This is a genomic window from Streptomyces sp. NPDC028314, from assembly GCF_055565795.1.
In genome coordinates this window covers 558,728-583,516 of the sequence record NZ_JBVHTP010000002.1, presented here as the reverse complement: position 1 = coordinate 583,516, position 24,789 = coordinate 558,728, and the positions used below count along the sequence as shown (strand labels likewise).

At 72.7% G+C, this 24,789-nt stretch carries 17 protein-coding genes, 1 tRNA gene and 1 pseudogene; 8 read left to right on the top strand and 11 right to left on the bottom strand.

Annotation, left to right across the window (positions count from 1 at the left end; genetic code table 11):
- Nucleotide 1: 1 nt before the first annotated feature.
- The 6 genes from ACZ4TG_RS06885 (at nt 2) to ACZ4TG_RS06860 (ending at nt 5,584) form a co-directional block, all read left to right on the top strand.
- Nucleotides 2-2,512 carry a hypothetical protein gene (locus tag ACZ4TG_RS06885; protein ID WP_468160259.1) on the top strand — a complete coding sequence of 837 codons (2,511 nt, stop codon included), beginning with the start codon at nt 2-4 and terminating at the stop codon, nt 2,510-2,512.
- A gap of 106 nt (nt 2,513-2,618) precedes the next feature.
- Nucleotides 2,619-3,311, top strand: a complete 693-nt coding sequence (locus ACZ4TG_RS06880; RefSeq protein WP_468160258.1) for a hemerythrin domain-containing protein — start codon at nt 2,619-2,621, stop codon at nt 3,309-3,311.
- 146 nt (nt 3,312-3,457) lie between these two features.
- Nucleotides 3,458-3,922, top strand: a complete 465-nt coding sequence (locus ACZ4TG_RS06875) for a hypothetical protein (protein ID WP_468160257.1) — start codon at nt 3,458-3,460, stop codon at nt 3,920-3,922.
- 7 nt (nt 3,923-3,929) lie between these two features.
- Nucleotides 3,930-4,160: a hypothetical protein gene (locus tag ACZ4TG_RS06870; RefSeq protein WP_468160256.1), complete on the top strand. Its 231-nt coding sequence runs from the start codon at nt 3,930-3,932 to the stop codon at nt 4,158-4,160.
- Nucleotides 4,161-4,825: 665 nt separating this feature from the next.
- On the top strand, nt 4,826-5,380 hold the full coding sequence (locus tag ACZ4TG_RS06865) for a LuxR C-terminal-related transcriptional regulator (RefSeq protein WP_468160255.1): 555 nt from the start codon (nt 4,826-4,828) through the stop codon (nt 5,378-5,380).
- Nucleotides 5,381-5,401: 21 nt separating this feature from the next.
- On the top strand, nt 5,402-5,584 hold the full coding sequence (locus tag ACZ4TG_RS06860) for a hypothetical protein (RefSeq protein ID WP_468160253.1): 183 nt from the start codon (nt 5,402-5,404) through the stop codon (nt 5,582-5,584).
- 80 nt (nt 5,585-5,664) lie between these two features.
- Here the strand turns inward: ACZ4TG_RS06860 and ACZ4TG_RS06855 are convergent, their stop codons facing one another.
- From ACZ4TG_RS06855 to ACZ4TG_RS06825, 7 genes are all read right to left on the bottom strand, one after another.
- A complete protein-coding gene (locus ACZ4TG_RS06855; protein WP_468160252.1) occupies nt 5,665-6,522 on the bottom strand; it encodes an ABC transporter permease in 858 nt (285 codons plus the stop codon).
- Nucleotides 6,519-7,250, bottom strand: coding sequence for an ABC transporter ATP-binding protein (locus tag ACZ4TG_RS06850; protein WP_468160251.1), 732 nt, complete (start codon nt 7,248-7,250; stop codon nt 6,519-6,521). Before ACZ4TG_RS06850 ends, ACZ4TG_RS06855 begins: the two co-directional genes overlap by 4 nt.
- A 30-nt stretch (nt 7,251-7,280) precedes the next feature.
- Nucleotides 7,281-9,443 carry a peptidase domain-containing ABC transporter gene (locus ACZ4TG_RS06845; RefSeq protein WP_468160250.1) on the bottom strand — a complete coding sequence of 721 codons (2,163 nt, stop codon included), beginning with the start codon at nt 9,441-9,443 and terminating at the stop codon, nt 7,281-7,283.
- Entirely contained in the window at nt 9,443-12,262 is a 2,820-nt protein-coding gene (gene lanM, locus ACZ4TG_RS06840; protein WP_468160249.1) for a type 2 lanthipeptide synthetase LanM, read from the bottom strand. Before lanM ends, ACZ4TG_RS06845 begins: the two co-directional genes overlap by 1 nt.
- A gap of 98 nt (nt 12,263-12,360) precedes the next feature.
- Complete coding sequence (locus ACZ4TG_RS06835) at nt 12,361-12,561, bottom strand: class II lanthipeptide, LchA2/BrtA2 family (RefSeq protein WP_468160248.1); 201 nt, start codon at nt 12,559-12,561, stop codon at nt 12,361-12,363.
- A gap of 67 nt (nt 12,562-12,628) precedes the next feature.
- Nucleotides 12,629-15,685, bottom strand: a complete 3,057-nt coding sequence (locus ACZ4TG_RS06830; protein WP_468160247.1) for a type 2 lanthipeptide synthetase LanM family protein — start codon at nt 15,683-15,685, stop codon at nt 12,629-12,631.
- Nucleotides 15,686-15,764: 79 nt separating this feature from the next.
- Entirely contained in the window at nt 15,765-15,950 is a 186-nt protein-coding gene (locus ACZ4TG_RS06825) for a plantaricin C family lantibiotic (RefSeq protein WP_468160246.1), read from the bottom strand.
- Between the two features lie 344 nt (nt 15,951-16,294).
- Here ACZ4TG_RS06825 and ACZ4TG_RS06820 point away from each other — a divergent pair.
- A pseudogene (locus tag ACZ4TG_RS06820) lies at nt 16,295-16,521 on the top strand (tyrosine-type recombinase/integrase); the annotation flags it as partial.
- A gap of 44 nt (nt 16,522-16,565) precedes the next feature.
- On the opposite strand, the gene ACZ4TG_RS06815 reads toward ACZ4TG_RS06820, so the two are convergent.
- Nucleotides 16,566-16,639, bottom strand: a tRNA-Thr gene (locus ACZ4TG_RS06815).
- A 258-nt stretch (nt 16,640-16,897) separates the two neighbouring features.
- On the opposite strand from ACZ4TG_RS06815, the gene ACZ4TG_RS06810 reads away from it, so the two are divergent.
- Nucleotides 16,898-18,358: an MFS transporter gene (locus ACZ4TG_RS06810; protein WP_468160245.1), complete on the top strand. Its 1,461-nt coding sequence runs from the start codon at nt 16,898-16,900 to the stop codon at nt 18,356-18,358.
- 24 nt (nt 18,359-18,382) lie between these two features.
- Here ACZ4TG_RS06810 and ACZ4TG_RS06805 read toward each other — a convergent pair whose 3' ends face one another.
- From ACZ4TG_RS06805 to tmk, 3 genes are all read right to left on the bottom strand, one after another.
- Nucleotides 18,383-19,966 carry an alpha/beta hydrolase gene (locus tag ACZ4TG_RS06805; RefSeq protein ID WP_468160244.1) on the bottom strand — a complete coding sequence of 528 codons (1,584 nt, stop codon included), beginning with the start codon at nt 19,964-19,966 and terminating at the stop codon, nt 18,383-18,385.
- A gap of 200 nt (nt 19,967-20,166) precedes the next feature.
- Nucleotides 20,167-21,378 carry a DNA polymerase III subunit delta' gene (locus ACZ4TG_RS06800; protein ID WP_468160243.1) on the bottom strand — a complete coding sequence of 404 codons (1,212 nt, stop codon included), beginning with the start codon at nt 21,376-21,378 and terminating at the stop codon, nt 20,167-20,169.
- 113 nt (nt 21,379-21,491) lie between these two features.
- A complete protein-coding gene (gene tmk, locus ACZ4TG_RS06795; protein ID WP_468160242.1) occupies nt 21,492-24,758 on the bottom strand; it encodes a dTMP kinase in 3,267 nt (1,088 codons plus the stop codon).
- Nucleotides 24,759-24,789: the final 31 nt, after the last annotated feature.

Genomic DNA, 24,789 nt, shown 5'->3' with positions numbered 1-24,789 from the left:
GATGACCTGGCTGCTCCACGACCAGCTGGTCGTACGGACCACCGGATTCCCGTACGAGGTGCTCGAAGAACTCCGGCTCCCCGCCACCGCCGCCGGGATCGACACCGTCCTGGACGCCGCGCAGGCCGTCGACGCGCACCGCGAGCGGCTGCTGCGCGAGGTGTTCCCCGCCGCCGTACGGGCCCTGGGCGAGGACCGGGCCGCGACCCGGTGGCTGAGCAAACGGCGTTCCGCCGTCGGGCGCCGCGTCGAGGCCAAAGAGCCCGGGGCGGCCCCCGACCCGGCCGTGGCCCGGGCCCTGCGGGAGTGGAACGACCTGCTGGCCTCGGCGGCCGGGCTCTCCGAGGAGGCCGCCCGCACCCACCTCGCCGAGCTCGCCCGGTGCCGCGCCCTGCTGCACGCACGGGCCGCGCACCCCCGGATCCGCGACGCGGCGCTGCTGCTCAGTCCCGGCTTCGCCGACGGCCTGCGCCGGTACGCCGGGGCCCCGCTGCACCCGGGGGCCGACGGCAGCGGGGGCCGCGACAGCCGCAGCACCGAGCTGCGCCTCGCCACGTACCTCCAGCGGCTGGCCGCGAAGAACGAGACCAACAGCTTCTACGGGCCCGTCAACTACGGGCGCCTGGTGCCGGCCGCGCCGGACGCCGTCCGCATCGAGCGCGACCCGGCGCTGGTCTCCCGTACGGTCTTCGCCACGGCCCGGCTGGCCGACGCGGTGACCGCCGCCCTCCAGGCCGACCCCCGCTTGCGGCCCCGGCTGCGGCCCCGGCGCACGGTCACGCACCGCACCGCCGAAGACGGCAGCCGGGCGGTCAGCACCGTCACCGGCAGGTCCGTCGACCTCGCCGGAGCCGACGCCCGGCTGCTCGCGCTGGCCGACGGCACGAAGGACCTCGGGGAACTGGCCGGGCTGCTGGACGAGCCCTGGCAGCGGACCTCCGAGCGCTTCACCGCCCTGGTACGGCGCGGACTGCTGGCCGTGGCCCCGCCCGCGGCCCCGGACACCGCCTACCCGCTCGAAGCCGTCGCCCAGTGGCTGGACTCGCTCCCGGCGGCGGACGCGGCCGTACGCGAATGGCGCGAGGTGGTCGCGGAGCTGACCGACCTGGTGGCCGCCTGCGACACCGATCCCCGGGAGGAGGGGACCGCCGCACTGCGCAAACTCGAAGCCCGCTACGAGGAGCTGTCCGGCGAACAGGCCCGGCGCGGCGCGGGAAGGATGTACACCGACCGCACCCTGGTCTTCGAGGAGTCCCGCGGCGACCTGGCCCGCTTCGACCTCGGCGGACCCGCCGCCCGGGCCATCGGGGACGGTCTCGTGCCCGTGCTCGACCTCTGGCGCACGGCCGCCCGGCTGCGCCACCACGACCAGCGGCTGCACGCCCGCCGGGTCCTGGACGCGGCGGGCGCCGGCCCCGACGGCATGCCGCTGCTCGGCTACCTGCGCGCGGCGGCCACCCGACCGGCCGGGGCCACGCCCGCCTCCGCGACCGCGCTGGGCCGCTTCGACGCGGCCCTGCGCGAACTGCTCTCCGACCGGGCGGACGCCCCCGTGGCGGAACTCTCCCCGGCCGAACTGTCGGCCCTGTCCGCCCGCATCACGGCGGAAGCCACCGGGGCGCAGGGGCCGGTCCCCCACGGCCCGGTCTTCACCTCGGTCGACCTGATGATCGCCGCGGCCGGCCCGCACGCCGTCGCACAGGGCGAGTTCCGCATCGTCGTGGGCGAGGCCCACGCCCCCGCCCTGCTGTCCGTGTTCCCCACCGACCACTTCCGCCGCACCGAGGGCGGGGAGGACGCCATCGCGGCGCTCCTGTCCGGGGTGTTCGGCGCGGCCGGGGTGCGCGTCGGCCAGGTCCTGATCGGCCGCGGCACCAAGATCTTCCCGTACCGGCTCGCGGACACCCTCGTGGAACTGCGCCCGCACCTGCCGCGCTCCGGCCGGGCCGTACCCGCCTCGGCCCTGCGGGTACGCCCCGACGGCCCCGGGCTGGCCCTGCACGACGACCGGGGCCCGCTGCTCCTGTACCCGCAACTGCGGCCCGCCGCCGGCTTCGACCCGCTGGCACCGCTCGCCCTGCCCGCGGTCGAGGACCACCCCGTCACCCTGCCGGGACACACCCCGCGCATCCTGGTGGGCGGCGTGGTCTACCAGCGGGAGCGCTGGCAGGTGCCGGGCCTGCCCTGGGACGCGGGACTCGGCGGCTGGGAACTGCTGCGGGCGGCGCGCGAATGGCGCAGGCGCTCCGGGATGCCGGAGCAGGTGTACTACCGCACCCCCGAGGAACAGAAGCCGATGCTGCTGGACTTCACGAGCCGCCACCTGACGGAGGTCTTCCACCGCCACGCGGCCCGCACGGCCGGCCCGGTGTCGGTCAGCGAGATGCTCCCCGGCCCCGAGGACCTGTGGCTCCCCGGACCCGCCGGAGGCCGCCACACCTTCGAACTCCGCGCCTTCGCCGTCCACGACGGCGGCCCGCACACGAACTGGTCGCTCTCCAGCAGCACTTGAGCGGAACTCCAGGTGGTATCCGAGGTTCCTGGTCCAGGCTTGTAGCGCACCGGCCGACAGCGCACCGGGACCACCGGAGCCCGAACCTTCCGAAAGGACCGTGCCCATGTCCTCCCCCAAGCCTCCCCAGTCATCCGTCCCCCAGGGTGAGACGGGCGGGTTCGACGCCCAGGAGATGGTCATCGTCCACCGCGCCTTCCGCCGGGAGACCCGACTGCTCATCGAGATGATCGGCGCGGTCGCCCCGGGCGACACCGCCCGCGCCCGGGTCCTCGCGGACCACTTCGCGGACGTCCGCCTCGGCGTCCACAACCACCACGAGGGCGAGGACGAACTGCTCTGGCCGCCGATGCTGGCCCGGGTCGGCCTGGAGAAGGAGGTCGTCCTGCGCATGGAGTCGCAGCACGAACGGGTCGCCTCCACCCTCGCCACCGTCGACGCCCTGGTCACCCGCTGGGCCGCCACCGCGAGCGAGCAGGACCGCACCGCCCTGGTGACGGCCCTCACCGCCCACCGCGAGGTCCTGGTGGAACACCTCGACGACGAGGAGGCCGAACTGCTCCCCCTCGCCGAGCGCTACCTGACGGCCAAGGAATGGCAGGCCCTGGGCGACCACTTCGTGGCCAGCACCCCGAAGACCAAACTCCTCAAGTTCTTCGGCATGGTCATGGAGGACGCCGACCCGGCCGAACGCACCGTCATGCTCTCCGGCCTCCCCGCCCCCGTCCGCCCCGTCTGGACCTTCGTAGGCCGCCCCCTCTACGCCCGCACCCTCCGCCGAGTCCGCGGCACGTCCTGACCCCGCCCCGCAGCCGGCGGTCACGGCCGGTCAGCATGCCCATCTGCTGACCACTCTCCGTGGTGGTCTGCTTCTCGGGGCAGAACCCCCGCGCCACCGACAGGCGTTCCGATCTGCGGACACACTCCGCCAGAGAAGGGACACCGATGGCCAAGCTCCGCACGGCCCGAACCATTGCCACCCTCGCCACGACGGCCGCGCTGGCCCTCTTACCCCCCGCCGAGGCGCACGCCGGCGCGATCGGCTCGACGGCCGTGGCCACCTTCGACTACCAGGTCGGAGGCGTCACCATGAAGATCCCGACGGGCTGCATGTTCACCCACATCATCCGCGGCGAGGGCAGGAACATCACCTACCAGAACGCCGGCGTCGACTGCGGCTTCGTCGGAGCCCTCAACGCCGGCTTCTGCAACTGGCGCATCGACTTCACCTACGCGGACACGAACAACAAGACCTACCGCACCTCCCGCGGCAAGACCCACACCGAGTGCAAGATCAACCCGATGCGGGACAACGCACCCCAGAAACTCCCCCGCTACGGCAAAGCGTGCGCGTACATCAACGTCAACGGCGTTCGCCGGGCCGGCCAGTGCCACCACATCACGAAGTGAGCCGCACATGACCCGCCAGCCCACACCCGAAGACCCCGCCCGGCAAACCAAACGGCGCCGTGCCGGCATCGCCGCCTTCCTCGCCGGCGCCGCCGTGTCCTTCGCCTTCTTCGCCTTCTTCCCCGGCCTCCCCCACGTCATCGACTGGGGTGCGATCCTCATCTCCCTCGCCATCGGCGCCCTCGCCCGCTGGGCCTGGCTGGCCAGACTCACGAAGAAGCACGCGGACCTCGGCTAGAGCCCGCCGGTCAGGCTGCGGGGCCGAGGTCTCCCGCGGGGAGCGTCCGTACGATCCGGGGCCGGTCCCAGAGGGCCAGGATCTCGTTGGCGAGGGCCACGACGGGCAGGTGGTCCTCGTCCCGCACCTTGATGGCCGCGGCCTTCAGGCCGCGCGGGACGGCTCCGGCACCGTACGCGCAGCCGATGACAGGGGAGGCGGCCGCGCCCGCCGGCAGGGTGCCGAGCTGCCGTCAGAAGCAACCGGAACGCTCAGCGGCCCCGTACAGCGCTCCGCCACAGCGGGCCGGGCGAACTTTCCCGTATTGCCGGGGTTCGGAATGTTCGGAAGGCAATCCATATCATCCGGAAGGAGGAGATCCGCAACACCCACCCCCGCCGAGTGGCGGGGGGATGACCCGTTGAATGGCCAGCCAGCCGCCCCACCACACCTGAAGTACAACGACAGTTGCAGTCGTTTGCCTGCGAAAGCTAGGATCGCGATGCGCTTGACCAGCGCACGCCGCAAGGCGGTTGCACGGGGGAAGTAGGGCATCAATGGTTCGTCGTCAAGTAGTTGAGGAATCAACAGCGGAGGGCGACTGTATAGCCGTCGGACTGCTCGTCGCCAGAATGCCACTGCGGCGAAGACTGAAGCGGCTTTTCACCAGCAGAGGCTGGAATGCGGTGGAGGTGGAAGACACGCGTGTCATTCCACCGTGCGATGTCCTGGTCGTGGACATCGACCGACTCGAAGAAATGCACGGGCCGACGCCCGTAGCGGCCCTGACCTACGGCACCGACGTGCGCGAGCTCGGAGCCCTCAAGGCCGATGTACGGGCCATCGTCGACCGGGACGACCTCGACGAGGCTTTCCTGGAGGCGGTCCAGGAAGTGGCCGCGGGACACGGGTGGATCTCACCCACGCTGGTGCGCCCGCTGCTGCGGGGCCCGCATGCCGGGCACACCCGGACCCCTCACACGGCCGCGGAAACAGCGTCGCGCCCGCCCGCGCATACGCCCTCACGCATACGCCGCCGCGATCCGGCGCTCACCGCCCGCGAGCACGAGGTCGTGTCTCTGGTGAGCCAGGGCATGAACAACAGCGAAATCGCCGGAGCTCTCTACATCGCGGAAAGCACGGTCAAATTCCATATGTCGAACATTCTGCAGAAGACCGGCTTCCGGGACCGGAGCCAACTCGCGGCGCGTATGCCCGTGAAACTGCCTACCGCCCGCTGAAGAGAACAGAAAGAGACCGTGATGGCACAGAAGAAGGACATAATCCGCTGGGCTCCGGTAGCGGTTCTGCTGCTCCTGGCACTCGGCGCGCCGCTTTTCGGTTCCAACCCCTTTGCCGTCGTCGTTCCGCTGCTTCTCGCCGTGGTGCTGGCGTGCGTCAACGTCATGCAGCAGAAGAACGAACGGGCCCGCAACGGGGGATGACCCCGTAGCCACAAGCGGAACGCCGGGCCGGCCGCCGTACACCGTGCGGCGGCCGGCCCGGCGTCTTGTCTCCGGCCGGATCAGGCGACCTCGTAGCGTGCGAACCGCACGCCGCCCAGCGCGCCGATCGCCACCGCGTACAACGCGAGGACCAGGAACCCGAACGCCTGGGACGTGTCCCCGGCCCCGGCCGCCGCGGTGATGATCGTGCCGCCGCCGGCGACCTCGCCCGCGCCGCCCGGGAAGAGGTTGCCCACGCCAGGGCTGCCCATCGCCGAGGAGATGAGCCGCAGCGTCGGCTCCAGGAACTGCGTCATCAGCAGGATGCCGACGATGGCGACCACCTGGTTGCGTACCAGCGCACCCACTCCCACACCGATCGCACCCCACAGCGTCATCACGACCACGCTGCCGCCGAGGGCGCTCAGCACGCTCGCGTCCGTGAGGTACGCCTGCCCGCCGTGACCCGAGAGCAGCGCGGCCGCGACCAGCGCGCTCGCGGCCACCGACACCGCCCCGTACACGAACGCCGTGCCCAGACCGACCAGGACCTTGGCCCCGTACACGCGCATCCGGCGGGGCTCGGACAGCAGGGTGGCCGTGATCGTACGGGAGTTGTACTCCTGGGTGACCACGACGACCCCGATGGCGAGCGGGAAGACGTAGGCGAGCGCGACCGCGAGGTTGTACGCGGGAACGGCATCGTCCGCCGAGTCGAAACCGAGCGGGCTGTTGGGGGCGTTGAGACCGCCGAAGACGACCAGGGCCGTGAGGCCCGCGCTGCACACGGCCATGGTGAGGAGCAGGATCCACCAGAGCCTGGTGGTGGTGAGCTTCAGCACCTCGGAGCGCAGATGCGTCCCCAGCGTGGTTTCCGTCCCCGTAGCCATACCCGTACCCGTACCCGTACCCGTACCCGTGCCCGTACCCGTGCTCATACCGATGCTCCGTTCCTGGCCTGCGTCAGGCGCATGAAGGCCGACTCCAGACGGCCGTCCGTCTCCAGAAGCCCGCTCAGCGGCTCGCTGCACAGCAGCCGCCCGTGGTGCATGAGCAGGACGTCGTCGACGGTCTGCTCCATCTCGCCGAGCAGATGGCTGGAGACCAGCACCGTCCTGCCCGACGCGGCGAACGACCGCAGGAACTGCCGCAGCCACAGCATCCCTTCGGGGTCGAGGCCGTTGCTGGGCTCGTCCAGGATCAGCAGCTCCGGATCGCCCAGGAGCGCCGCGGCCAGGGCGAGCCGCTGCTTCATGCCCGTCGAATAGCCGGAGACCGGGCGGTCCGCGGCGCCTTCGAGGCCCACCTCGGCGAGGAGACGGGCGATCCGCTCGTCTGCGCATCCGGCGGCCTGCGCGTAGCAGCGCAGATGGCCGCGTCCGGTGCGGCCGCCGACGAACGCCCCGCCGTCCAGACCGACTCCGACCTTGCGGGTGGGGGCCGTCAGCTCCCGGTAGGGACGGCCCCAGAGGTGCGCCGTGCCGTCGGTGGGCCGGATCAGTCCGAGCAGCATCCGCAGCGTCGTGGTCTTGCCGGCGCCGTTGGGGCCGAGGAAGCCGGTGATGCGCCCGCGCGCCACGTCGAAGGAGACACCGTCCACGGCTCTCGTGCCCTTGAACTCCTTGCGCAGTCCCCGGACCGATATCACGTACTCCTCATCCGACACTTGCTTCCCCTCTCCTCGATCACGCATGGCTCAGACTCCTTTGAGGTCGACCTGCGACCGGATCAGCTCCCGGTAGGGACCGGATTCCGAGAGCAGTTCGTCGTGGCGTCCGCTCTGGACGACCCGGCCGTGCTCCAGGACGACGACGAGGTCGGCGTTGACGATCGTGGACAGCCGGTGGGCGATGATGATCCGCGTGCATTCGAGCCGGTCCAGCGCGGCGGCGATCTTGGATTCGGTGACCGTGTCCAGTGCGCTCGTCGCCTCGTCGAGTACGAGCACGCGCGGCTGCCGCACGAGCGCGCGGGCCAGGGCGATGCGCTGGCGCTGGCCGCCGGAGAGGCTGCCGCCCATCTCGCGCACCGGCGTGTGATAGCCCAGCGGCATGGCCGCGATGTCCTCGTGGACGTGTGCCTGGTGGGCGGCGGCGGTGACCGCCTCCATGGTCGCGTCGGGCACTCCGAAGCGGATGTTCTCCGCGATGCTGCGGTTGCTGAGCACGATGTCCTGGGGAACGTAGGCGGCGCCCCGGTAGAACGTCTCCGCGTCGATCTCCCCGAGGGACACGCCGTCGTAGGCGACGTCGCCGGAGTGGAGCGGGTACAGACCCATGAGCAGCTTGCCCAGGGTGCTCTTGCCGGAGCCCGAACTGCCGACGATCGCGACCCGCTCCCCGGGCCGTACGTCGAACGAGACGTCCTCCAGCGCCGGCGACTTGGCGCCCGGGTAGGCGAACGCCACCTTGCGCAGCGAGACACCACCGCGCATCACGACGGGCCGCTCCCCGAAGGCGCCCTTGGACTCGGGCTGGTGGAGGATGTCGCCGACCCGCGCGACCTGCGCGTTCGCCGTGATCAGCTGGGTGAAGGCGCCGGAGAGGGACATCACCATGCCCAGGCTGGTGGCGGTGAGCGTCTGCGCCGCGACCGCCGAGCCGAGGTCCAGCTTGCCGTGCAGGACCAGCCACAGCCCCACGGCGAGGACCAGCAGCGGCCCGAACACCTGGAACACGGAGTATCCGCTGGTGGCCGCGCCCTGGAGGACGATCCGCCGCTGGGTCTGCTCCATGCCCGCCGCGTACACCTTCTTCCAGTCCTGGAAGAAGGTGTCGGTCATTCCGGAGACCTTCAGGGTCTCGATCGACGACAGCGCCTCCATCTGGATGGAGGAGGACTTGGCGGTCTCGCTGATCTCCCGCTCGGTGATGCGGCGGATCGGCCGGTAGGTGCAGACGGCGACCACGAGCATGATCAGGAAGACGGCGAAGGCCGCGAGGCCCAGCGTGAACGAGCGGTAGAACATGTAGCTGAAGATCGCGATCAGGCTGCCGAGGTCCAGCAGCACGATCGACATCTGGCTGGAGATCATGTCCCGGACGGCCGCGATGCTGGACAGCCGGTAGAAGAGTTCGCCCTGCGAGCGGTTGGCGAAGTACTTGTACGGCAGATCGAGCAGCTTCTTGAACGTTCTGCCCATCATCGCCTCGCCCAGGCCGCGGATCACCGCGGCCAGGCAGACCGTCCTGAGCAGGGAGAGGACGAAGAAGACCGCCATCGGGACCGAGAAGGCCACGAGGATCAGCGCGAGCGGCGACTTCTCCAGGTATCCGGCGTAGTCGTTGACCGCGTACTGGGTCGCGATCGGCATGGAGATCGTGAACGCGTACAGGAGCAGCGACATCACGAACGCCTGGATCAGCGGCCACCGCGCCCCGCTCAGCGACCGCAGGAATTCGCGCCACACGCTCGGTTCGCGGTGGCGCACCGGCCGGTGGTCGGCGGTGGGCGTGGCTTCGAGCGCCAGGCCCGAGTAGTGGAGCTCGAATTCCTCGTGCCCGTACTTGCGTCGCCCGCTGCCCGGGTCGACGACGGTGACGTGGCGGTCGGTGATTTCCTCGACGACCACGACGTGGCTGTCGTCCCAGTACGCGATGAGCGGAAGCGCCAGCTGGTCGAGGCGGTTGGCGCCGGCGCGGAAGGCGCGGACCGTGAAGCCGCGGCCGCGCAGGATCGTCGCTATCTCCTTGATGGTGAGCCCGTCGCGGCCCACCTCGTGCTCGCGCCGCAGCCCGGCCACCGAGTCGCGCGAGCCGTGCGCGGACAGCACCATCGCGATGCAGCACAGCCCGCATTCGGACTGGGCGAACTGCTGGACTTCCCGGACCCTCCGGACCCTGCGGGTACGCACAGCCATCAGCGGCCTCCGAGACAGAGAGGAAGGGCGGCCCGGGGGTGGTCCAGCATCAGCCGCGCGTAGTGCCAGCCGGACAGGCCGAGGAAGAAGGAGGGGAGGTGCGGCTCGGTCCCGATGCCGCAGGTCCAGCCGCCGGCACCGGCGTCGGCGGCAGCACCGGCACCGGCACCGGCACCGGCGGATCCGTACCGGTCGAGGAAGGCGGTGTGGAGGGCGGCGGCCTCGGTACGCAGCTCCGGCCAGCCGAAGCGGTCGGCCAGTCGGCACAGGACGGCGATGCGGCCCGCCGCGCCGTGGCAGAAGCTGATGTCATTGCCGAGCTCGCCGCTGACGAGGCGTTCCACCTCGGGCGCGATGTCGGCCCGGACGCGTTCGTCGCTGTGGCCGAGCGCCGAGAAGAGCTCCCCGGCCGCGTACGCCACTCCCGCGTACCCCTTGCACCAGCCGTTGCCGCTCGCCCGGTCGCGGAGGCTGTCGTCCTGCCAGCGGTGGGACGCGTAGGCCCGGGCGAACCGCTCCAGGTGCTCGCGCGCACCGCTGTCGCCGTCGAGACCCTTGGCCACCATGGCGCTCATGGCGGTGATGCGCCCGAACCGGCCGTGCGCCAGGCCGAGTTCCCCCGTGTGCGTCTCGGGGTCGCCGTCCACGGCGACCAGCCGCCGCAGCAGCCGCTCGGGCGCGACACCGGTCAGTTCGGTGGCGCCGTGCTCCAGATGCGCGGCGAGGTGGACGAGGTATCCGCCGTAGCCGTTGAGGTAGTCGAAGTCCGCCGCCGTGAGGCCGTCCACGTCGAGCCCCCGCCCGGCGGCCGCGGGCTCGGTCACCGCGAAGGGCGCGCCGGGCGTACGGAGCCTGCGGACCTCCCAGTCGGTGACGAGCTCGGAGAGGGCTCCGGTGAAGGGGGACATCGCCAGCGGTGTCCCGTCCGCCACGAACGCCGGCTGCATCGCGGCCCGCGATGCCGCCTCCATGTCCACGCCCAGCGGGGAGACCCCGGTGAGCGCCTCCACCTGCGCCAGGTAGAAGAGCAGGCCGCCGCCGTCGTACAGCGGGGCGTTGACCCCGCCCAGGCGCAGCCCGTCACCCTGGAGGCGCGGCAGAAGCCAGGTCGGGGCCGATTCCTCGCCGACGACGAGGTCGCGGAGGGTGGAGTGCCAGCCCGCGGGGTCGGCCAGGTCGGGGAACGTCTCGCGGCGCGAGGTGCGGCGGGCGTCCCAGACGTCGTCCACGGAGCCGGCCAGCGCGTACCGCATGTAGGTCAGGTCGCGCTCCGGCGGGCGCGCGAAGAAGGAGCGGACCGCGGCGAGCGCGGACTGCCGGGGGGTGGCTCCCGCGGTGCTGTGCATCTCCTCGGCCGCGTGGGCGGTGTCCCCGCGCAGCAGGGTGGAGTCGCAGTCCACAGTGAAGAAGGGCACGTCGAGATCGAGCAGGGCGGCCACCTCCTGCCGGTGCAGTGCGTCCGCCGATTCCGCGGCGGCGCCCCGGTACTGCCGGGGCAGCTTGCCGAGGAGCTCGGCCCGCGCCTGGCTGCTCTCCAGGTGCACGGGGTGGGTGGAGGCCTCCAGGAAGCGCGCGTACACGTACGTGGGCCGCACCACCTGGCGCACCGCCCAGTCCCGGGAGTCCCGTACGGCCGCCTCGATGCCCTCGCGGTGGGTCTCCAGCAGGGCGCGCGCCTCGCAGTACCCGGCGACGATGACATCGGCCCAGTCCCGGGGGTCCAGGGGCTCGCCCGCGACCGTGGCCATGTTGGATCCGTGTTCGACGACGACGGCGCTGCGGTCGAAGCGGATGTCGTCCGTGCCCGCGTCCACGACCATGTACGACTGGAGGTGCTCGGACGCCCCGGGCTGTACGCAGCCGATCCCCGAGATGTCGACGTCCAGCTTCGCCCCCGCGTAGCGGGCCGGAAAGAGCAGGGTGTTGAGCACCGAGTGCTCGATGTCCAGGTTGAGGGCCGCCGCGGCGGACGCGCTGTTCTGCGGGGTGCCGTTGGGCAGTGAGACCAGGGTCTCGGTGTCGATGACGACGGGTCCGCCAGGGACGGCGATGACGTTCTCGTGGTGCAGATCGGTGGCGCCGATCAGGCTGAGCAGCGCGGCGGCCCGGCCGAAGCGCCGGAAGTACGCGGCGCCCTGCGCGAGGTCGTCGAGGTCCGTGTGCTCGATGAACTCCTGCCACACGTGCGTCGGCCGGACGATCGACCGCGGGTGCAGCGGGCCGAAGAACTCCCCGTCCGCGTCGAGGAGCGTGCGCAGGGTGGAGAGGAGCTGCTGGCAGTTGTCCTGCTGCGGCTTGTACACGGCCCGCGCGCCGTCGTCCCAGGTCACCAGGCAGACGGTCCGGCCGCCCCGGTGGGAGTCGCCGAGGCCGGGGGTGAGGGAGGTGATCCGTCCCCGCGTCCCCAGCACGCCGTCGAGCTCGTGCCGGTCCGCGGCGGCGGCGCCCAGGACCTCGCGCACGGTCCGCGCGGCGCGGGTCGTGACCAGTCGCAGCAGCCGGTCGAGTTCGGGGAAACGGCCGAGTATCTCGCCGCGGCCCTGCTCGCCGGCGACCCGGGCGTGGAACTCCTCGTACGTCCCGCCTTCCGCGTGGAAGGCGGCTATGAGGGTGCGTACGCCGGTCTCGACACAGCTGCCCATCAGCGACCGCAGGGCGGACTCGACGACGGCCTCCAGGTCGACGGCCTCGTCCGGGCACGTGGCGATGTGCTGCGCGCAGTCCCTCAGGTACGGGGTGTAGAAGCCTCCGAAGACATCGGCCCGCTCCTCGGTGATGTGCTTCACCAGGTCTTCGAGGGATGCGTCGCTCAGGTGCACGGTCTGCTCTCGGGTCGGGGGGTGTGGGTGGGATGCTGAGGGCCGGGCGCCCTGGAAGTACCAGTTCCAGGGCGCCCGTTCCCAGCCGGATCAGCCGGTCAGCAGCGCTTGGTGCAACCGCTGGTCGGGCAGCCGCCCTGCATCGCGGCGCTGGCGCCCACGACGACGGTCGCGATGGCGGTGGCCGGGATGATGGTGGGCGTGAAGCCCGCCGCCAGCGACTCCGGGGCGTCGGCGAGCTCGACCAGCTCGTCGGCGGAGACGTAACCGGTGGCGTCGTTCATGGCGATGTTGCCCATGACGGTTCCTTATCTCTAGGTGGTGCTCTTCTTGGCAAGGCTCGGGACGAGCCTCGATCGAGGTGCGCTAGGAGAAGCGCAGGATGGAGGGGTAGACCTCCGGGTCCAGGTGGTGGAGGACGGACCACGCGAGTCCGGCCTCACCGACCATGAGGCTGTTGGAGTAGGCGTACTTCGTGTCGAAGCGCTGCTCGTAGCGCTCGACGACCGTGGCGAACAGGCGCGGATACATGTCGTCGGCGCCCTCGCCGAACAGTCCCGGGCGCCTGCGCCCGGCCAGGGCCACGACCTCCGCGCTGGCGAGGTCGCCGTGGCAGTACGTCGGGTTGTTGCCGAACCCGCGGCTGAGGGTGAGCTCGGCCAGCCGGGCCAGGACCGGCTCCGGCACCGCGTCGGGTGCGTGGTCCGTGGCCGCCAGGGCGCCGAGCAGCAGTCCGGGTGCGCCGTGGCACCAGCCGTACGAGCGCTCGGGCTCGCCCCAGACGCGCGGCCAGTCGCGGTCGTTCCCGTCGTACGCGCCGAGCACCGCGCCGACGATGCGCAGGCCCAGCTCCCGTACCCGCGGATCGGCGAACTCGGTGCCGTACCTGATTAGTACGGGCCCGATGCCCATCGCACCGTGGGCGTAGCCGGTGTACGGGGTGACCCGGGCGTCCGCCGCGTCCCGGAGGCCGAGGTCGATGCCGCCGAGGGCGCTCGCCTCCGCTGCGGCGATGGTCCGTACGGCCTCCGCGACGGCCGCCCTCTGCGCCGGGTCGCTCGCACGCCGGTGCAGGGCCAGGGAGACGGCCAGGGCGCCCGCCATCCCGCTCAGGAAGTCGGTGCCGACCTCGGCTCCCGAGCACCGGGCGAGTTCCCCGGCCAGCTCGCCCAGACGCGCGCCGTCCGGCTCGTCCAGGAGCTCCCGGGCCACGGCCACGGCGTACGCGGTGCCGGCCATGCCCGTCATCCCGCCGACGGAGACGCCCTGTTCGGCGAGGAGGCCGCCGCGCAGCTGTTCCTCGACGGGGTCCAGGACGCGGCGCGCGCCGTCCGCGAAGTCACGCCGCCCGGTCTCGCGCGCGAGGCCGGCCAGGACGAGCGCGGGGCCGGGGCTGCCGCCGTACAGGTCGTAGCCGAGGGTGCCGGGGCTCCACTGGCTCTGCGAGTCGGTGGTGACCTGCGGGGCGATCCAGGTCGCGGGGTGGCGGCGGTCCGTGCTGTCGACGAGCGTCGCGAGCAGGCGCTCGCCGATGCGCTCGGCCTCCCGTACGAGCCGGGCCCGGTCGGCGTTCGCGGAGGGCCGGCCGGCGGCGCGCACCGGCGTGAAGCCCGTCTTCTCCTGCTCGGTGGGCAGCTTGTTGACGAAGGAGTAGTCGATCAGCCGGAGTTCGCGGGCTATGACGCTCTCGTCGAGGCCGTGGACCCGGGCCCGCACGGTCTCCAGCGGCGGCTCGGCCAGTGCGTCCGCCCGTACGACACGGCCATGGGCGTGGAGGGCGCGGTCCCGGGCCGAGTAGGAGAAGTACGGTACGTCCCCCTCGGCCATCTGCCGGACCTCCTCGTCGGCGATCTCGACGGAGTCGCTGGTGCGCAGGACGACACGGTTCAGCACGGCGGCGCGGACCAGCGGGTCCGCCATCGCGCTCGGGTGGGTCGCCATGCGCAGAAGCTGCGAGTAGAAGATCGTCGCCTGGTTGACGTGCCGGAACTGCGCATCGCCGAGAAACCTCTCGACGGCGTCCATGACGTCGTCCGGGTGGGCGGCCGCGTACTCCAGGACCCGGCGGAACTCGGCCTTGACGACGTCGCGTTGGGCGGTCACGGCGAGCTGCGTGGCGCGCTGCACGGGGAGGTTCGCGTTGGCCGCGGTCGTCTCCGTCGTCACCATGCCGATGAACATGTCGTCCCGGCCGCCGTTGTGCAGGCTGAGGGACTTGTACGGGGCGCGCTGGCCGGTGTCGTAGCCGATCGCGCCGATGTCGATGCCCCGGTCGTCGTCCCCGGCCCTGACGACGAGCGGCAGCAGGCCCGATCCGATGATCGACTCCTGGAGCACGCGCGCCCCGATCGCGGAAGCCGCCCCGTCGTTGTACGCCTCGGGGGCGCGCAGCCGGGGTGACAGCAGGGTCTCGGTGTCGATGACGACCGGCCCGGCGGCGCAGGACACCATGTTCTCGAAGTGGATGTCGGTGGCCTTGAGCAGGAAGAGGATGCCGGCGACGGTCCCGACCCGGGCGAAGTAGTCCTTCTGCTCGCCGGCGTACTCCTGCGTCGGGATGAACTCGACGAACCCGCCGCGGCCGGTGGCCACGACGGAGACCGTGGGCAGATCGGTGCCGAGCCGCTCGTTCATCCAGGAGACGAAGGAGCCGTAGCCCGCTTCGGCGGCGATGTGGTGCGGCTTGTACAGGACGCGGCCGCCACCGGTGAAGACCACCTGGGCGACGGACTTGCCGCCGTTGTGGGTGTCGCCCTCGCCGAGGGAGAAGCGCTCGACCTTCAGCGCCTCGGGAGCGCGGCCGCCACCGGCGGGCAGGAGCGAGCCCAACTCCCTCTCATGCGCTCCGACTTCGGCGATCAGGTCGATGACGTAGCGCGCCGAGGCCTCGACGCGGCAGTCGACCAGATGGAAGAGGTGGGGGTAGGTGGCGAGCAGCTCGCCGTGCCCGGCGTCGCTGTTCGTCCAGCGGCGGAAGGCGGCGTACCGCTCCTCGGGGGTGTCGCCGTCGAGAAGGCCGCGGGAACGGCGCTGGTGGAGCTCCTCGACCAGGGTCCGGATCATCAGGCGGGAGGCGAGGCCCGTCTGGTTGACGACGAAGTCGTCGACGACGGTGTTCGCGGGGGCCACGACGGAGGACGCCTCGACGGCGTCGCGAACGAGCTCGGCCCAGGGGCGCACGAAGTGCGTGAAGTAGTCGTGGAACAGCCCGGCGGAGTCGAGACCCGGGTCGTAGTCGGCGGGGCGGCCGGGCCGCCGCTTCGCGCCCTGGGCGTGGTCCGCGGCACGGGCGGCGCGCAGCCGCTCCCCGACGTGCTCCATGAGCTCGGGAGAGACCAGCTCCGGCAGGTACGTCCGCAGCGCGTCGGCGGCTGCGTCGGATCCTGCGTCGGTCGCGCCGTGTGAATCGTCGTGGCTCTTCATGAATCCCAGGTCCAGGGCGGGGAGGTGAGGGGAGGTGAGGTGAGGTGACGCCGGGAGGGGAGTCCCGGCGTCGGTTACGTCACTTGCAGTTGCTCTGGCACTCGGCCGTGGCGGTGCAGAAGTTGCCGTTGTTCCCCAGGACGTAGCTGGCGCCGTAGCAGGTCAGGGTCGACATGACCGTGCCCCAGCCCTGACCGGCGGCGCTGACGGCGTCGAGGTTCTGGTCGTTGATCTCTTCGATGATTCCGACGTTCGGGTTCGCCATTCGGCTCACGCCTTTCACGTGTGGACGGCACGGCCTGGGCCGCGCCGATCCGTAATGATCTTGACCCCCTGAACGCTAGAGATCCCGGCCGCGACTTACCCCCGCCCAGGGACGGGTCGCCCCCCGCCCCGCGAACCTGTCCCCGGGACGGGGAGGGGATCCCCCGCAGGCCCTCGGGCAGCGCGCAGGCGCACCTGGGTGCTGCCCTGCTGTACGCGGCGAGCGGACAGCACGCGTACGGGGGTTGGGTTTCACACGCCAGAACGACCTCGTACGGCACGGCGGCGATGTCCTTGACCGCGCACCAGCCCGCGCTCCGGCCGCACACCGGTCATTGATGGGCCCACGAACCGGGGGACGGCATACCCACCCTCACGGAGATCCTTCGCCACACGCAGATCAGTCAGACGCGGCGGTACGTGAAGGGGCGATCGGAGCTCTCCCGGGAGGCGATGCCCCGCACGGGCGAGGCGTTCATGCCGGGGCCCCGATCCGGTGTCTGAGGCCAGAACCGAGACCGAGAGCACCCGGGCGGACCCGAGCCCGCCGGCGCCGCAAGATCCGGAAATAGCAAAAGCCCCAGGTCACGGCGAGTGAGTCCTGGGGCTTCTACAGAGCCGCCTTCGGGATTCGAACCCGAGACCTACGCATTACGAGTGCGTTGCTCTGGCCAACTGAGCTAAGGCGGCACCGCTGGGAGACGAGAATTTCCCCTGAGGGAGGCTCTCATCAGCAGCGGCGCCAAGTCTACAGGGTTAAACCGGGTGCCCCGAACCGGGTTGCGCGAGGGCCCGGAATCACCCACATAATGGGGCAGATGTGCCATATCCGGCACATCGTTCTGCTGCGTGACCCCCGAAGGGATGAGATATCCCGTGGCCCGAGCCGTGAACCCCACAGGCCCCGCCGCGGAACGCCGCTCGACGACCGGATCCGGACGTTGGGCGATGCTCGCTGTGCTCTGCGCCAGTCTGCTGCTGGTGGCCATGGACGCCACCATCCTGAACGTGGCGCTCCCCTCCCTGATCGACGACCTGCGGCCCAGCGCGCTCCAGCAGCTGTGGATCATCGACATCTACGGGCTGGTCCTCGGCGGCCTGCTCGTCACCACCGGCGCCGTCAGCGACCGGCTGGGGCGCAAGAAGCTGTTCCTGACCGGCTTCGTGCTGTTCGGCGTGGCCTCCGTGGTCGCCGCCACCGCCACCAGCTCCACCCAGCTCATCGCCGGCCGCGTCCTGCTCGGCATCGGCGGGGCGATGGTCATGCCGTCCACGCTCTCGCTGATCCGGAACATCTTCACCGACCCCCACGAGCGCGCCCGCGCCATCGGCATCTGGGCCGCTGTGGCCGGCGGCGGCGCCGCGATCGGGCCGCTCGTCGGCGGGCTGCTCGTCGAGCGCTACGGCTGGGCCGCCGCCTTCTGGGTCAACGTCCCCGTCGTCGTCGTGACCGTCGTCGCCGGGCTCTGGCTGCTGCCCGAGTACAAGTCCGCCGGCAGCCACCCCCTCGACTGGGTCAGCGCCCTGCTGTCCGTCATCGGCATCGTGGCCCTCGCCTGGGGGATCAAGCACGTGGCCAAGGGCACCCCCGGCGCCGTCGACCTGCTGATCCTGCTGCTCGGCATCGGGCTGCTGTTCTGGTTCGCCCGCCGCCAGCTCGGCCTGAAGGATCCGCTGCTCGACGTACGGCTCTTCCTGAACCGGCCCTTCACCGCCGCCGCGCTGGCGACCCTGATGGCCATGCTCGCCGCCGGCGCCGCGCTGTTCCTGGTGTCCCTGTGGCTCCAGTACGTACACGGCTACACCCCCTTCGAGGCCGGCCTGCGCACCCTGCCGACCGCCCTCGCCATGCTGGTCAGCTCCCTGCTGGCGCCGACGCTGATGCACCGGCTCGGCGTGCGCGCCTCGATGGCACTCGGGCTGGCCGGGCTCGTCGTCGGCTTCACCCTGCTGGCCCTGGCCCCGCAGCCGACCTCGTACGCCTACGTCGCCGTGTTCCTCGTCGCCGTCGGCTTCGGCGACGGCCTCGCCGTCACCACCGCCGCCTCCGTGCTGGTCTCGGCGGTCCCGGCGGAGCGGGCCGGGCAGGCGGGCGCCGTGTCCGAGACCTCGTACGAGCTCGGGGTGGGCCTCGGCGTCGCACTGCTCGGCTCCATCCACGCGGCCGCGTACGCCCGCCACATGGCCGGCGCCCCGGCCCAGGCCGCCGAGTCGATCGGCGGGGCGAAGGAGTTCTCCGAGGGCCTGCCGCCCGCCGAGAGCGCGGGGGTCCTGGAGCGGGCGCGGGACGCCTTCGACAGCGCCCTGACCACCACCTCGTACGTCTCCGTCGGCATCACGGCCGCCGTACTGCTGCTCGTGGTGTGGATGGTGCCCAAGGAGTTCACGGCCACCGGATCGGGCCACTGAGAGGGACCTGATCCGGCCCGCCGGTCAGCACTTCGTGCCGTCCTTCGGGGCCTTGCCCTCCAGCAGGTAGCGGTTGATCGCGGTGTCGATGCAGGTGCTGCCGCGCCCGTACGCGGTGTGGCCGTCGCCGTCGTACGTCAGCAGGGTCCCCGAGTCGAGCTGGCCCGCCAGCGCCTGCGCCCACTTGTACGGGGTCGCCGGGTCGCGGGTGGTGCCGACCACCACGATCGGCGCGGCGCCCTTCGCGGCCAGCGGGGCCGCCGAGCCGGAGGCCTTCACCGGCCAGTACGTGCAGTTCAGCGAGGCCCAGGCCAGCCCCGGGCCGAAGACCGGCGAGGCCTTCTCGAAGGACGGCAGCGCCGCCTGGACCCCCTCCGGCCCGTTGAAGGCCGGGGGCTGGTCCAGGCAGTTCACGGCCGCGTTCGCGTACATCAGGTTCGCGTACGTGCCGTCCGCCTCGCGCTCGTAGTAGCTGTCGGCCAGCGCCAGCAGCCCCGAACCGTCGCCGTTCATCGCCGAGCCCAGCGCCTCGCGCAGCTGCGGCCACGCGCTCTCGTCGTACAGCGCCGCGATCACCCCGGTCGTCGCCAGGGACTCGCCGAGCGGGCGGTCCGCCTCACCACTGGGCACCGGCTGCGCGTCGACCTTGCGGAAGAACTCCTTCAGCCGCTGCGCCACCGCGTCCGGATCCCCCTTCCCCAGCGGGCAGTCGGGCTGCTTCACGCAGTCCCTGGCGAAGGAGCGGAACGCCGTCTCGAAGCCCGCCGTCTGGTCCCGGTTCAGTTCGAGCGCCGGCCGCGACGGGTCCATCGCCCCGTCCAGGACCACCCGGCCGACACGGCTCGGAAAGAGCTCCGCGTACGTGGCCCCGAGGAAGGTGCCGTACGAGGCTCCGACGTACGACAGCTTCTCGTCGCCCAGCACCGCACGGAGCATGTCCATGTCGCGGGCGGCGTCGACGGTGGAGACGTGCGGCAGGATCCGCTGCGAGCGCGCCTGGCACCCGGCGGCGAACTCCTTGAACGCCGCCACCAGCAGGGCCTCCTCCGCCTTGTCGTCCGGCGTCTGGTCGACCTGCGTGAACTTGTCCATCGCCGGCCCGCTCAGGCACTCGACCGGACTGCTGCGCTCCACCCCTCGCGGATCGAAGGAGACCATGTCGTACCGGGCGCGTACGGCCGCCGGGTAGCCGATGCCCGCGTACGCCTGGAGGTACCCGATGCCCGAACCGCCGGGCCCGCCCGGGTTGACCATCAGCGAGCCGAGCTTCTTGCCCGGGCCGGTGGCCACGCGGCGGGACACCGCGATGTCGATGGCCTGAGGCGAATCGGGGGTGCCCGGGTTCGCGTAGTCCAGCGGCGCCTTCATCGTGGAGCACTGGAAGCCGGGGACACCGCAGTCACGCCAGCTCAGCTTCTGCTCGTAGTACGGGCGCAGCGCGGCCGGCACGGCGGTCGGCTCCGCCGACAGCGCGGAGCCGCCGGAGGGGGAGGTGGAGGACGCGGCGGCCCGGGGTCCCCCCGAACCGTCCGAGGTGCACCCGGAAAGCAGCAGCCCGGCGGCTGCGATCACGATTCCGGTGGTACGCAGCAGGCGACTGGTGTCCATGTTGCGAGCCTACGGCCTGCCGGTGGCCGCCAGCGGGCCCGCGCGGTCCGGCCGGCCGCCCGCCGCCCGGGGACGGCCCACCGCCCCGCCCGGACCGGGGCCTCCCGGCACGGCCCGCCGTAACGCTCGTACGGGTGAACGGGTCAACGAGTCAACGAGTCAACGAGCGTCGAACCGCGGACATGTCCTGAGCAGCCCTCTCAGCCCGCGCGCAGCGACATCGTCATCGCCTCGACCGCGAGGAGCGGCGCCACGTTCCGGTCGAGGGCGCTGCGGCAGGCGATGATCGCCTCGATACGCCGCAACGTGCGCTCGGGGCCCGAGGCGCGGGCGATCCGGTCCAGGTCCGCCCGTATCTCCTCATTGGCGATGGCCAGGCCCGAGCCGAGCTGGAGGGCCAGCACGTCCCGGTAGAAGCCCGTGAGATCGGTCAGCGCCAGGTCGAGGCTGTCGCGCTGGGTACGGGTGCGGCGGCGCTTCTGCCGGTCCTCGAGCTCCTTCATCACGCCCGCCGTGCCGCGCGGCATCCTGCTGCCCGCGCCCGCTCCGGCGCCGAGCGCGGCGCGCAGCTCCTCGGTCTCCTTGGTGTCGACCTCCTCCGCCATCTGCTTGGCGTCCTCGGCGGCGGCATCGACGAGCTCCTGCGCGGCCTTGAGGCAGCCGCCCACGTCGTCCACCCGGAGCGGGAGCTTCAGCACGGCGGCCCGGCGCGAGCGGGCGGACGCGTCGGTGGCGAGCCGGCGGGCCCGGCCGATGTGCCCCTGGGTCGCGCGGGCGGCCGCGGCGGCGACCTCCGGCTCGATGCCGTCACGGCGCACCAGCACCTCGGCGACGGCCGCCACCGGCGGGGTACGCAGGGTCAGATGCCGGCAGCGGGAGCGGATGGTGGGCAGCACGTCCTCCAGGGAGGGCGCGCACAGCAGCCACACCGTCCGCGGGGCGGGCTCCTCCACGGCTTTGAGCAGCACATTGCCGGCGCCCTCGGTGAGCCGGTCGGCGTCCTCCAGGACGATGACCTGCCAGCGGCCGACGGCGGGAGACAGCTGGGCCCGGCGGACCAGGTCGCGGGTCTCCTTCACACCGATGGACAGCAGATCGGTGCGGACGATCTCCACATCGGCGTGCGTACCGATCACGGTGGTGTGGCAGCCGTCGCAGAAGCCGCAGCCCGGTTCCCCGCCGAGGGCGCGGTCGGGGCTGGTGCACTGCAGGGCCGCGGCGAAGGCCCGGGCGGCGGTGGACCGCCCGGAGCCGGGCGGCCCGGTGAACAGCCAGGCGTGGGTCATCTTGGACTGGGGCGGCGGCGGTGTCCCGTCCGAGATGGCCGTGACCAGGCCGTCGGCGTCACGGGCGGCGGCGGCCAGCTGTGTCTGCACACGCTCCTGTCCCACCAGGTCGTCCCATACGGGCATCCCGCCCACCGCCTTTCACTGTCCGTGCGTACCTGTTCACATTCTGGCGGACCCCACTGACAACGACGCCGCAGCGCTCGGCGGCACCACCGGCCGGGCCCGCGGGGCACCGCTCAGCGGCGGCGGCCCCGACGGCGGCCCTCGTCGTCCGCGTCGTCCTCGTCGTCCCGGCGCCGGCCCAGCAGTTCGTCCGCCAGGGTCGGCAGATCGTCCAGTGGTGTGGCCTCGGCCCAGTCCGACGGCGCCCGGCGCGGTCGGCCGTCGTCGCCGACGACCGGCAGCTCGCGGGTCGCGTCGTTCCCGCCGTCCGCGGACCCGGCGGCGTCGGGGCGCCCGGAGTCCCGGAAGATGCCCGGGGGCACCCGGTCGGCCGGGTTCTCCTCGGGGCGGCGGGCCGTCGGCCGCGCTGACGAGCTCCGGCCGCCCGAAGCGGGGGCCGGGCGCGCGGGGCCGTCCGCCGGAGCGGCGTCGCGGACCGGCGGGAGCACGGAGGTCTCGGCGGCCGGGTCGACCTTCGGCACCGGGACCGTCTGCGTCACGTCGTCGGGCTGTACGAACCGCTTGACCACCGGGGTCTCGACCGTGACGGCGTCGTCCGGGTGCGGGTCCTTGCGCATCCCGACCCTGGGCGCGCGCTCCCCGGCGGGCGCCGGAGCCGGGGCCGGAGCAGGCGCCGGGGCCGGAGCCGGGGCAGGAGCCGGGGCAGGAGCAGCCGCCGGAGCCACCGCCGCGGCAGCAGCCGCCTCGGCAGCCGTCCGGGCGGCGGCAGCGGCCGCCGAGGCCTCCGCCAGCCGGCGCGCCTCCTCGGCCCTCAGCAGGGCCTCCTCCGCGCGGCGCTGCTTCTCCAGCCGCCGCTCCTCGGCCTCCGCACGCAGCCGGGCCTCTTCCTCTGCCTGCCTGCGCAGCCGCTCGGCCTCCAGGGCGCGGGCCTTCTCCTCGGCCTCGGCACGCAGCCGCTCGGCCTCGGCCCGGGCGCGGGCCTCCTCCTCGGCGCGCAGCCGGGCCTCTTCCGCCTTGCGGGCGGCCTCGGCCGCCGCGAGCCGCCGGGCTTCCTCGGCCTCCGCCTCGGCCTTGATCCGGGCCTCCTCGGCCTCGCGGGCCAGCCGGGCCTCCTCCTCGGCCCGAAGCCGCTCCTCCTCCGCCTTGCGGGCGGCCTCTTCCTCCGCCCTGCGCTTGGCCTCCGCCTCGGCGAGCCGCCGGGCTTCGAGCTGCGCCGCGACCTCCTGCTCGGACAGCGGCAGCATCCGGTCCAGGCGGTGCCGTACGACGGTGGTGACCGAGCCCGGGTCCTGGCCCGCGTCGACCACCAGGTAGCGCCCGGGGTCGGCCGCGGCCAGCGTCAGGAATCCGGCCCGCACGCGCTGGTGGAACTCCGCCGGCTCCGACTCCAGCCGGTCCGGCGCCTCCGTGAACCGCTCCCGGGCCGCCTCCGGCGACACGTCGAGCAGCACGGTCAGGTTCGGTACGAGCCCGCCCGTGGCCCAGCGGGAGATCCGGGCGATCTCGGTCGGGGACAGGTCGCGCCCGGCGCCCTGGTAGGCCACCGAGGAGTCGATGTAGCGGTCGGTGATGACCACGGCGCCCCGCTCCAGCGCGGGCCGGACCACGGTGTCCACGTGCTCCGCCCGGTCGGCGGCGTACAGCAGCGCCTCGGCGCGGTTCGACAGCCCGGCCGAGGACACGTCGAGCAGGATCGACCGCAGCCGCTTGCCGACCGGGGTGGCACCGGGCTCGCGCGTCACGACGACCTCGTGGCCCTTGCCCCGTATCCAGTCGGCCAGCGCCTCGACCTGGGTGGACTTGCCGGCCCCGTCGCCGCCCTCCAGGGCGATGAAGAAGCCGGTGGCGGAGGCGGCCTGGACCGGCTCCCCGCCGCGCAGCGCCTCGCGCAGGTCGCGGCGCAGCGGTACCCCGCTGCGGTCGTCGGCCTTGGCCAGCACCACCACGGCGACCGGCAGCAGCAGCGCGCCGACCAGCATCAGGGTGAAGGCCGCGCCGCCGTGCGAGAAGACGACCTCGCCGCCGGTCAGCCGGTGCGGGCCGATCGCCGCGGCCAGGAGCGGCGCGGCGACGGCCCCGACGGCCACGGCCACCCGGACGACGGCCTGGAGGTGCTCGGTGACCCTGGCCCGGCGGAACTCCTCGGTCTCCTGGTCCAGCAGCGTGTGGCCGGTGTTGGCGGCGGTGCCCGCGGCGGTCCCGGCGAGCAGCGCCAGGAACAGCACGGTCGCCGTGTCCGGGACCAGCCCGGCCAGCAGCAGCGCGAACCCGGTGACCGCTATGGCGAGGGCGAGCAGCCGGCGCCGCGACAGCCCGGGCAGGACCTTCCCGGCCTGGCCGGCGCGGATGCCGAGCCCGGTTCCGCCGACCAGGGCGAGCACGAGCAGGGCGTACGAGGAGGGGCCGCCGCCCAGGTCGACGGCGTGCAGTACGGACACGGAGGCGGCGGAGGCCACGGCCCCGGCGACGGCGGCCGAGGCGAGCACGAGCAGCGGGATGGCGCCCGTACGGCCCTTCTCGGGCCGGTCCCCCGCCTTGGGGGCGCGCAGCCCCTCCAGCGGGGAGCGCGGGCGCGGGGTCCGGGTGGCGGGCAGCGCCAGCGGCAGCAGCAGCGATACGGACGCGGCGAACAGGCCGGCGGCCACGTACGAGCCGAGCGCCGCCTGGTTCGCGGCGAACCAGTCCACGCCGAGGCCCAGCGCCCGGCCGACCAGGGTCGCGGCGAGCAGCGCGGCGGCCGCGACGGGCAGCGCCGCGAAGGCCGTACGCAGCGTCAGGCGCCGCAGGGTGTCGAGGTGGTCCGGGAGCGGCCGTACGGTGGCGCCCTCCGGCGGCGGCGCGGGCAGCAGGGCGGGGGCCGCGCTGTCCTTGGCCAGGGTCCACAGCCGCTCAGCGGCCCCGGAGACGAAGACGGTGGCCAGCAGCGCGGTCAGGGCGTGCGCCGGGATCCAGTCCAGCCAGAGCGGGGCGACGACGAACAGCCCCATCCGGACCCCGTCGGCGCCGACCATCGTCCAGCGGCGGTCGAGCTTGCCGCCGGGGGCGGTGAGCTTGGCCAGCGGTCCGAGCAGCACGGCGCCGAAGAGCACGGTGGCCAGGATCCGGACGCCGAACACGGCGGCGACGGCGAAGGCCGCTCCGCGGTAGCCGCCGCCGAATGATCCCTCGGAGCCGGCCGCCTGGAGGGCGAGCAACACCAGGACCAGCAGGGCGAGGGCATCACCGATGCCGCTCACCAGCTGGGCGCTCCACAGCCGGCGCAGCCTCGGAGTGCGCAGCAGTGCGCGCACCGCACGCTCGCGGGAGTCCGCGGCCAGGGCTTCGTCGTAGGTGGGGTTCTCGGTGGCGGTCACGACCGTTGGCTGCTCGGTTCGCGTCATCCGCCCAGCCTATCCGCTGCGCTTGGCAGCT

Excerpts from the sequence above, each read along its gene's own strand:
- ACZ4TG_RS06885 (WP_468160259.1), top strand. The coding sequence starts at position 2 with ATGACCTGGCTGCTCCACGACCAGCTGGTCGTACGGACCACCGGATTC.
- ACZ4TG_RS06880 (WP_468160258.1), top strand. The coding sequence starts at position 2,619 with ATGTCCTCCCCCAAGCCTCCCCAGTCATCCGTCCCCCAGGGTGAGACG.
- ACZ4TG_RS06875 (WP_468160257.1), top strand. The coding sequence starts at position 3,458 with ATGGCCAAGCTCCGCACGGCCCGAACCATTGCCACCCTCGCCACGACG.
- ACZ4TG_RS06870 (WP_468160256.1), top strand. The coding sequence starts at position 3,930 with ATGACCCGCCAGCCCACACCCGAAGACCCCGCCCGGCAAACCAAACGG.
- ACZ4TG_RS06860 (WP_468160253.1), top strand. The coding sequence starts at position 5,402 with ATGGCACAGAAGAAGGACATAATCCGCTGGGCTCCGGTAGCGGTTCTG.
- ACZ4TG_RS06855 (WP_468160252.1), bottom strand. The coding sequence starts at position 6,522 with ATGAGCACGGGTACGGGCACGGGTACGGGTACGGGTACGGGTACGGGT.
- ACZ4TG_RS06845 (WP_468160250.1), bottom strand. The coding sequence starts at position 9,443 with ATGGCTGTGCGTACCCGCAGGGTCCGGAGGGTCCGGGAAGTCCAGCAG.
- ACZ4TG_RS06835 (WP_468160248.1), bottom strand. The coding sequence starts at position 12,561 with ATGGGCAACATCGCCATGAACGACGCCACCGGTTACGTCTCCGCCGAC.
- ACZ4TG_RS06830 (WP_468160247.1), bottom strand. The coding sequence starts at position 15,685 with ATGAAGAGCCACGACGATTCACACGGCGCGACCGACGCAGGATCCGAC.
- ACZ4TG_RS06825 (WP_468160246.1), bottom strand. The coding sequence starts at position 15,950 with ATGGCGAACCCGAACGTCGGAATCATCGAAGAGATCAACGACCAGAAC.
- ACZ4TG_RS06810 (WP_468160245.1), top strand. The coding sequence starts at position 16,898 with ATGCTCGCTGTGCTCTGCGCCAGTCTGCTGCTGGTGGCCATGGACGCC.
- ACZ4TG_RS06805 (WP_468160244.1), bottom strand. The coding sequence starts at position 19,966 with ATGGACACCAGTCGCCTGCTGCGTACCACCGGAATCGTGATCGCAGCC.
- ACZ4TG_RS06800 (WP_468160243.1), bottom strand. The coding sequence starts at position 21,378 with ATGCCCGTATGGGACGACCTGGTGGGACAGGAGCGTGTGCAGACACAG.
- tmk (WP_468160242.1), bottom strand. The coding sequence starts at position 24,758 with ATGACGCGAACCGAGCAGCCAACGGTCGTGACCGCCACCGAGAACCCC.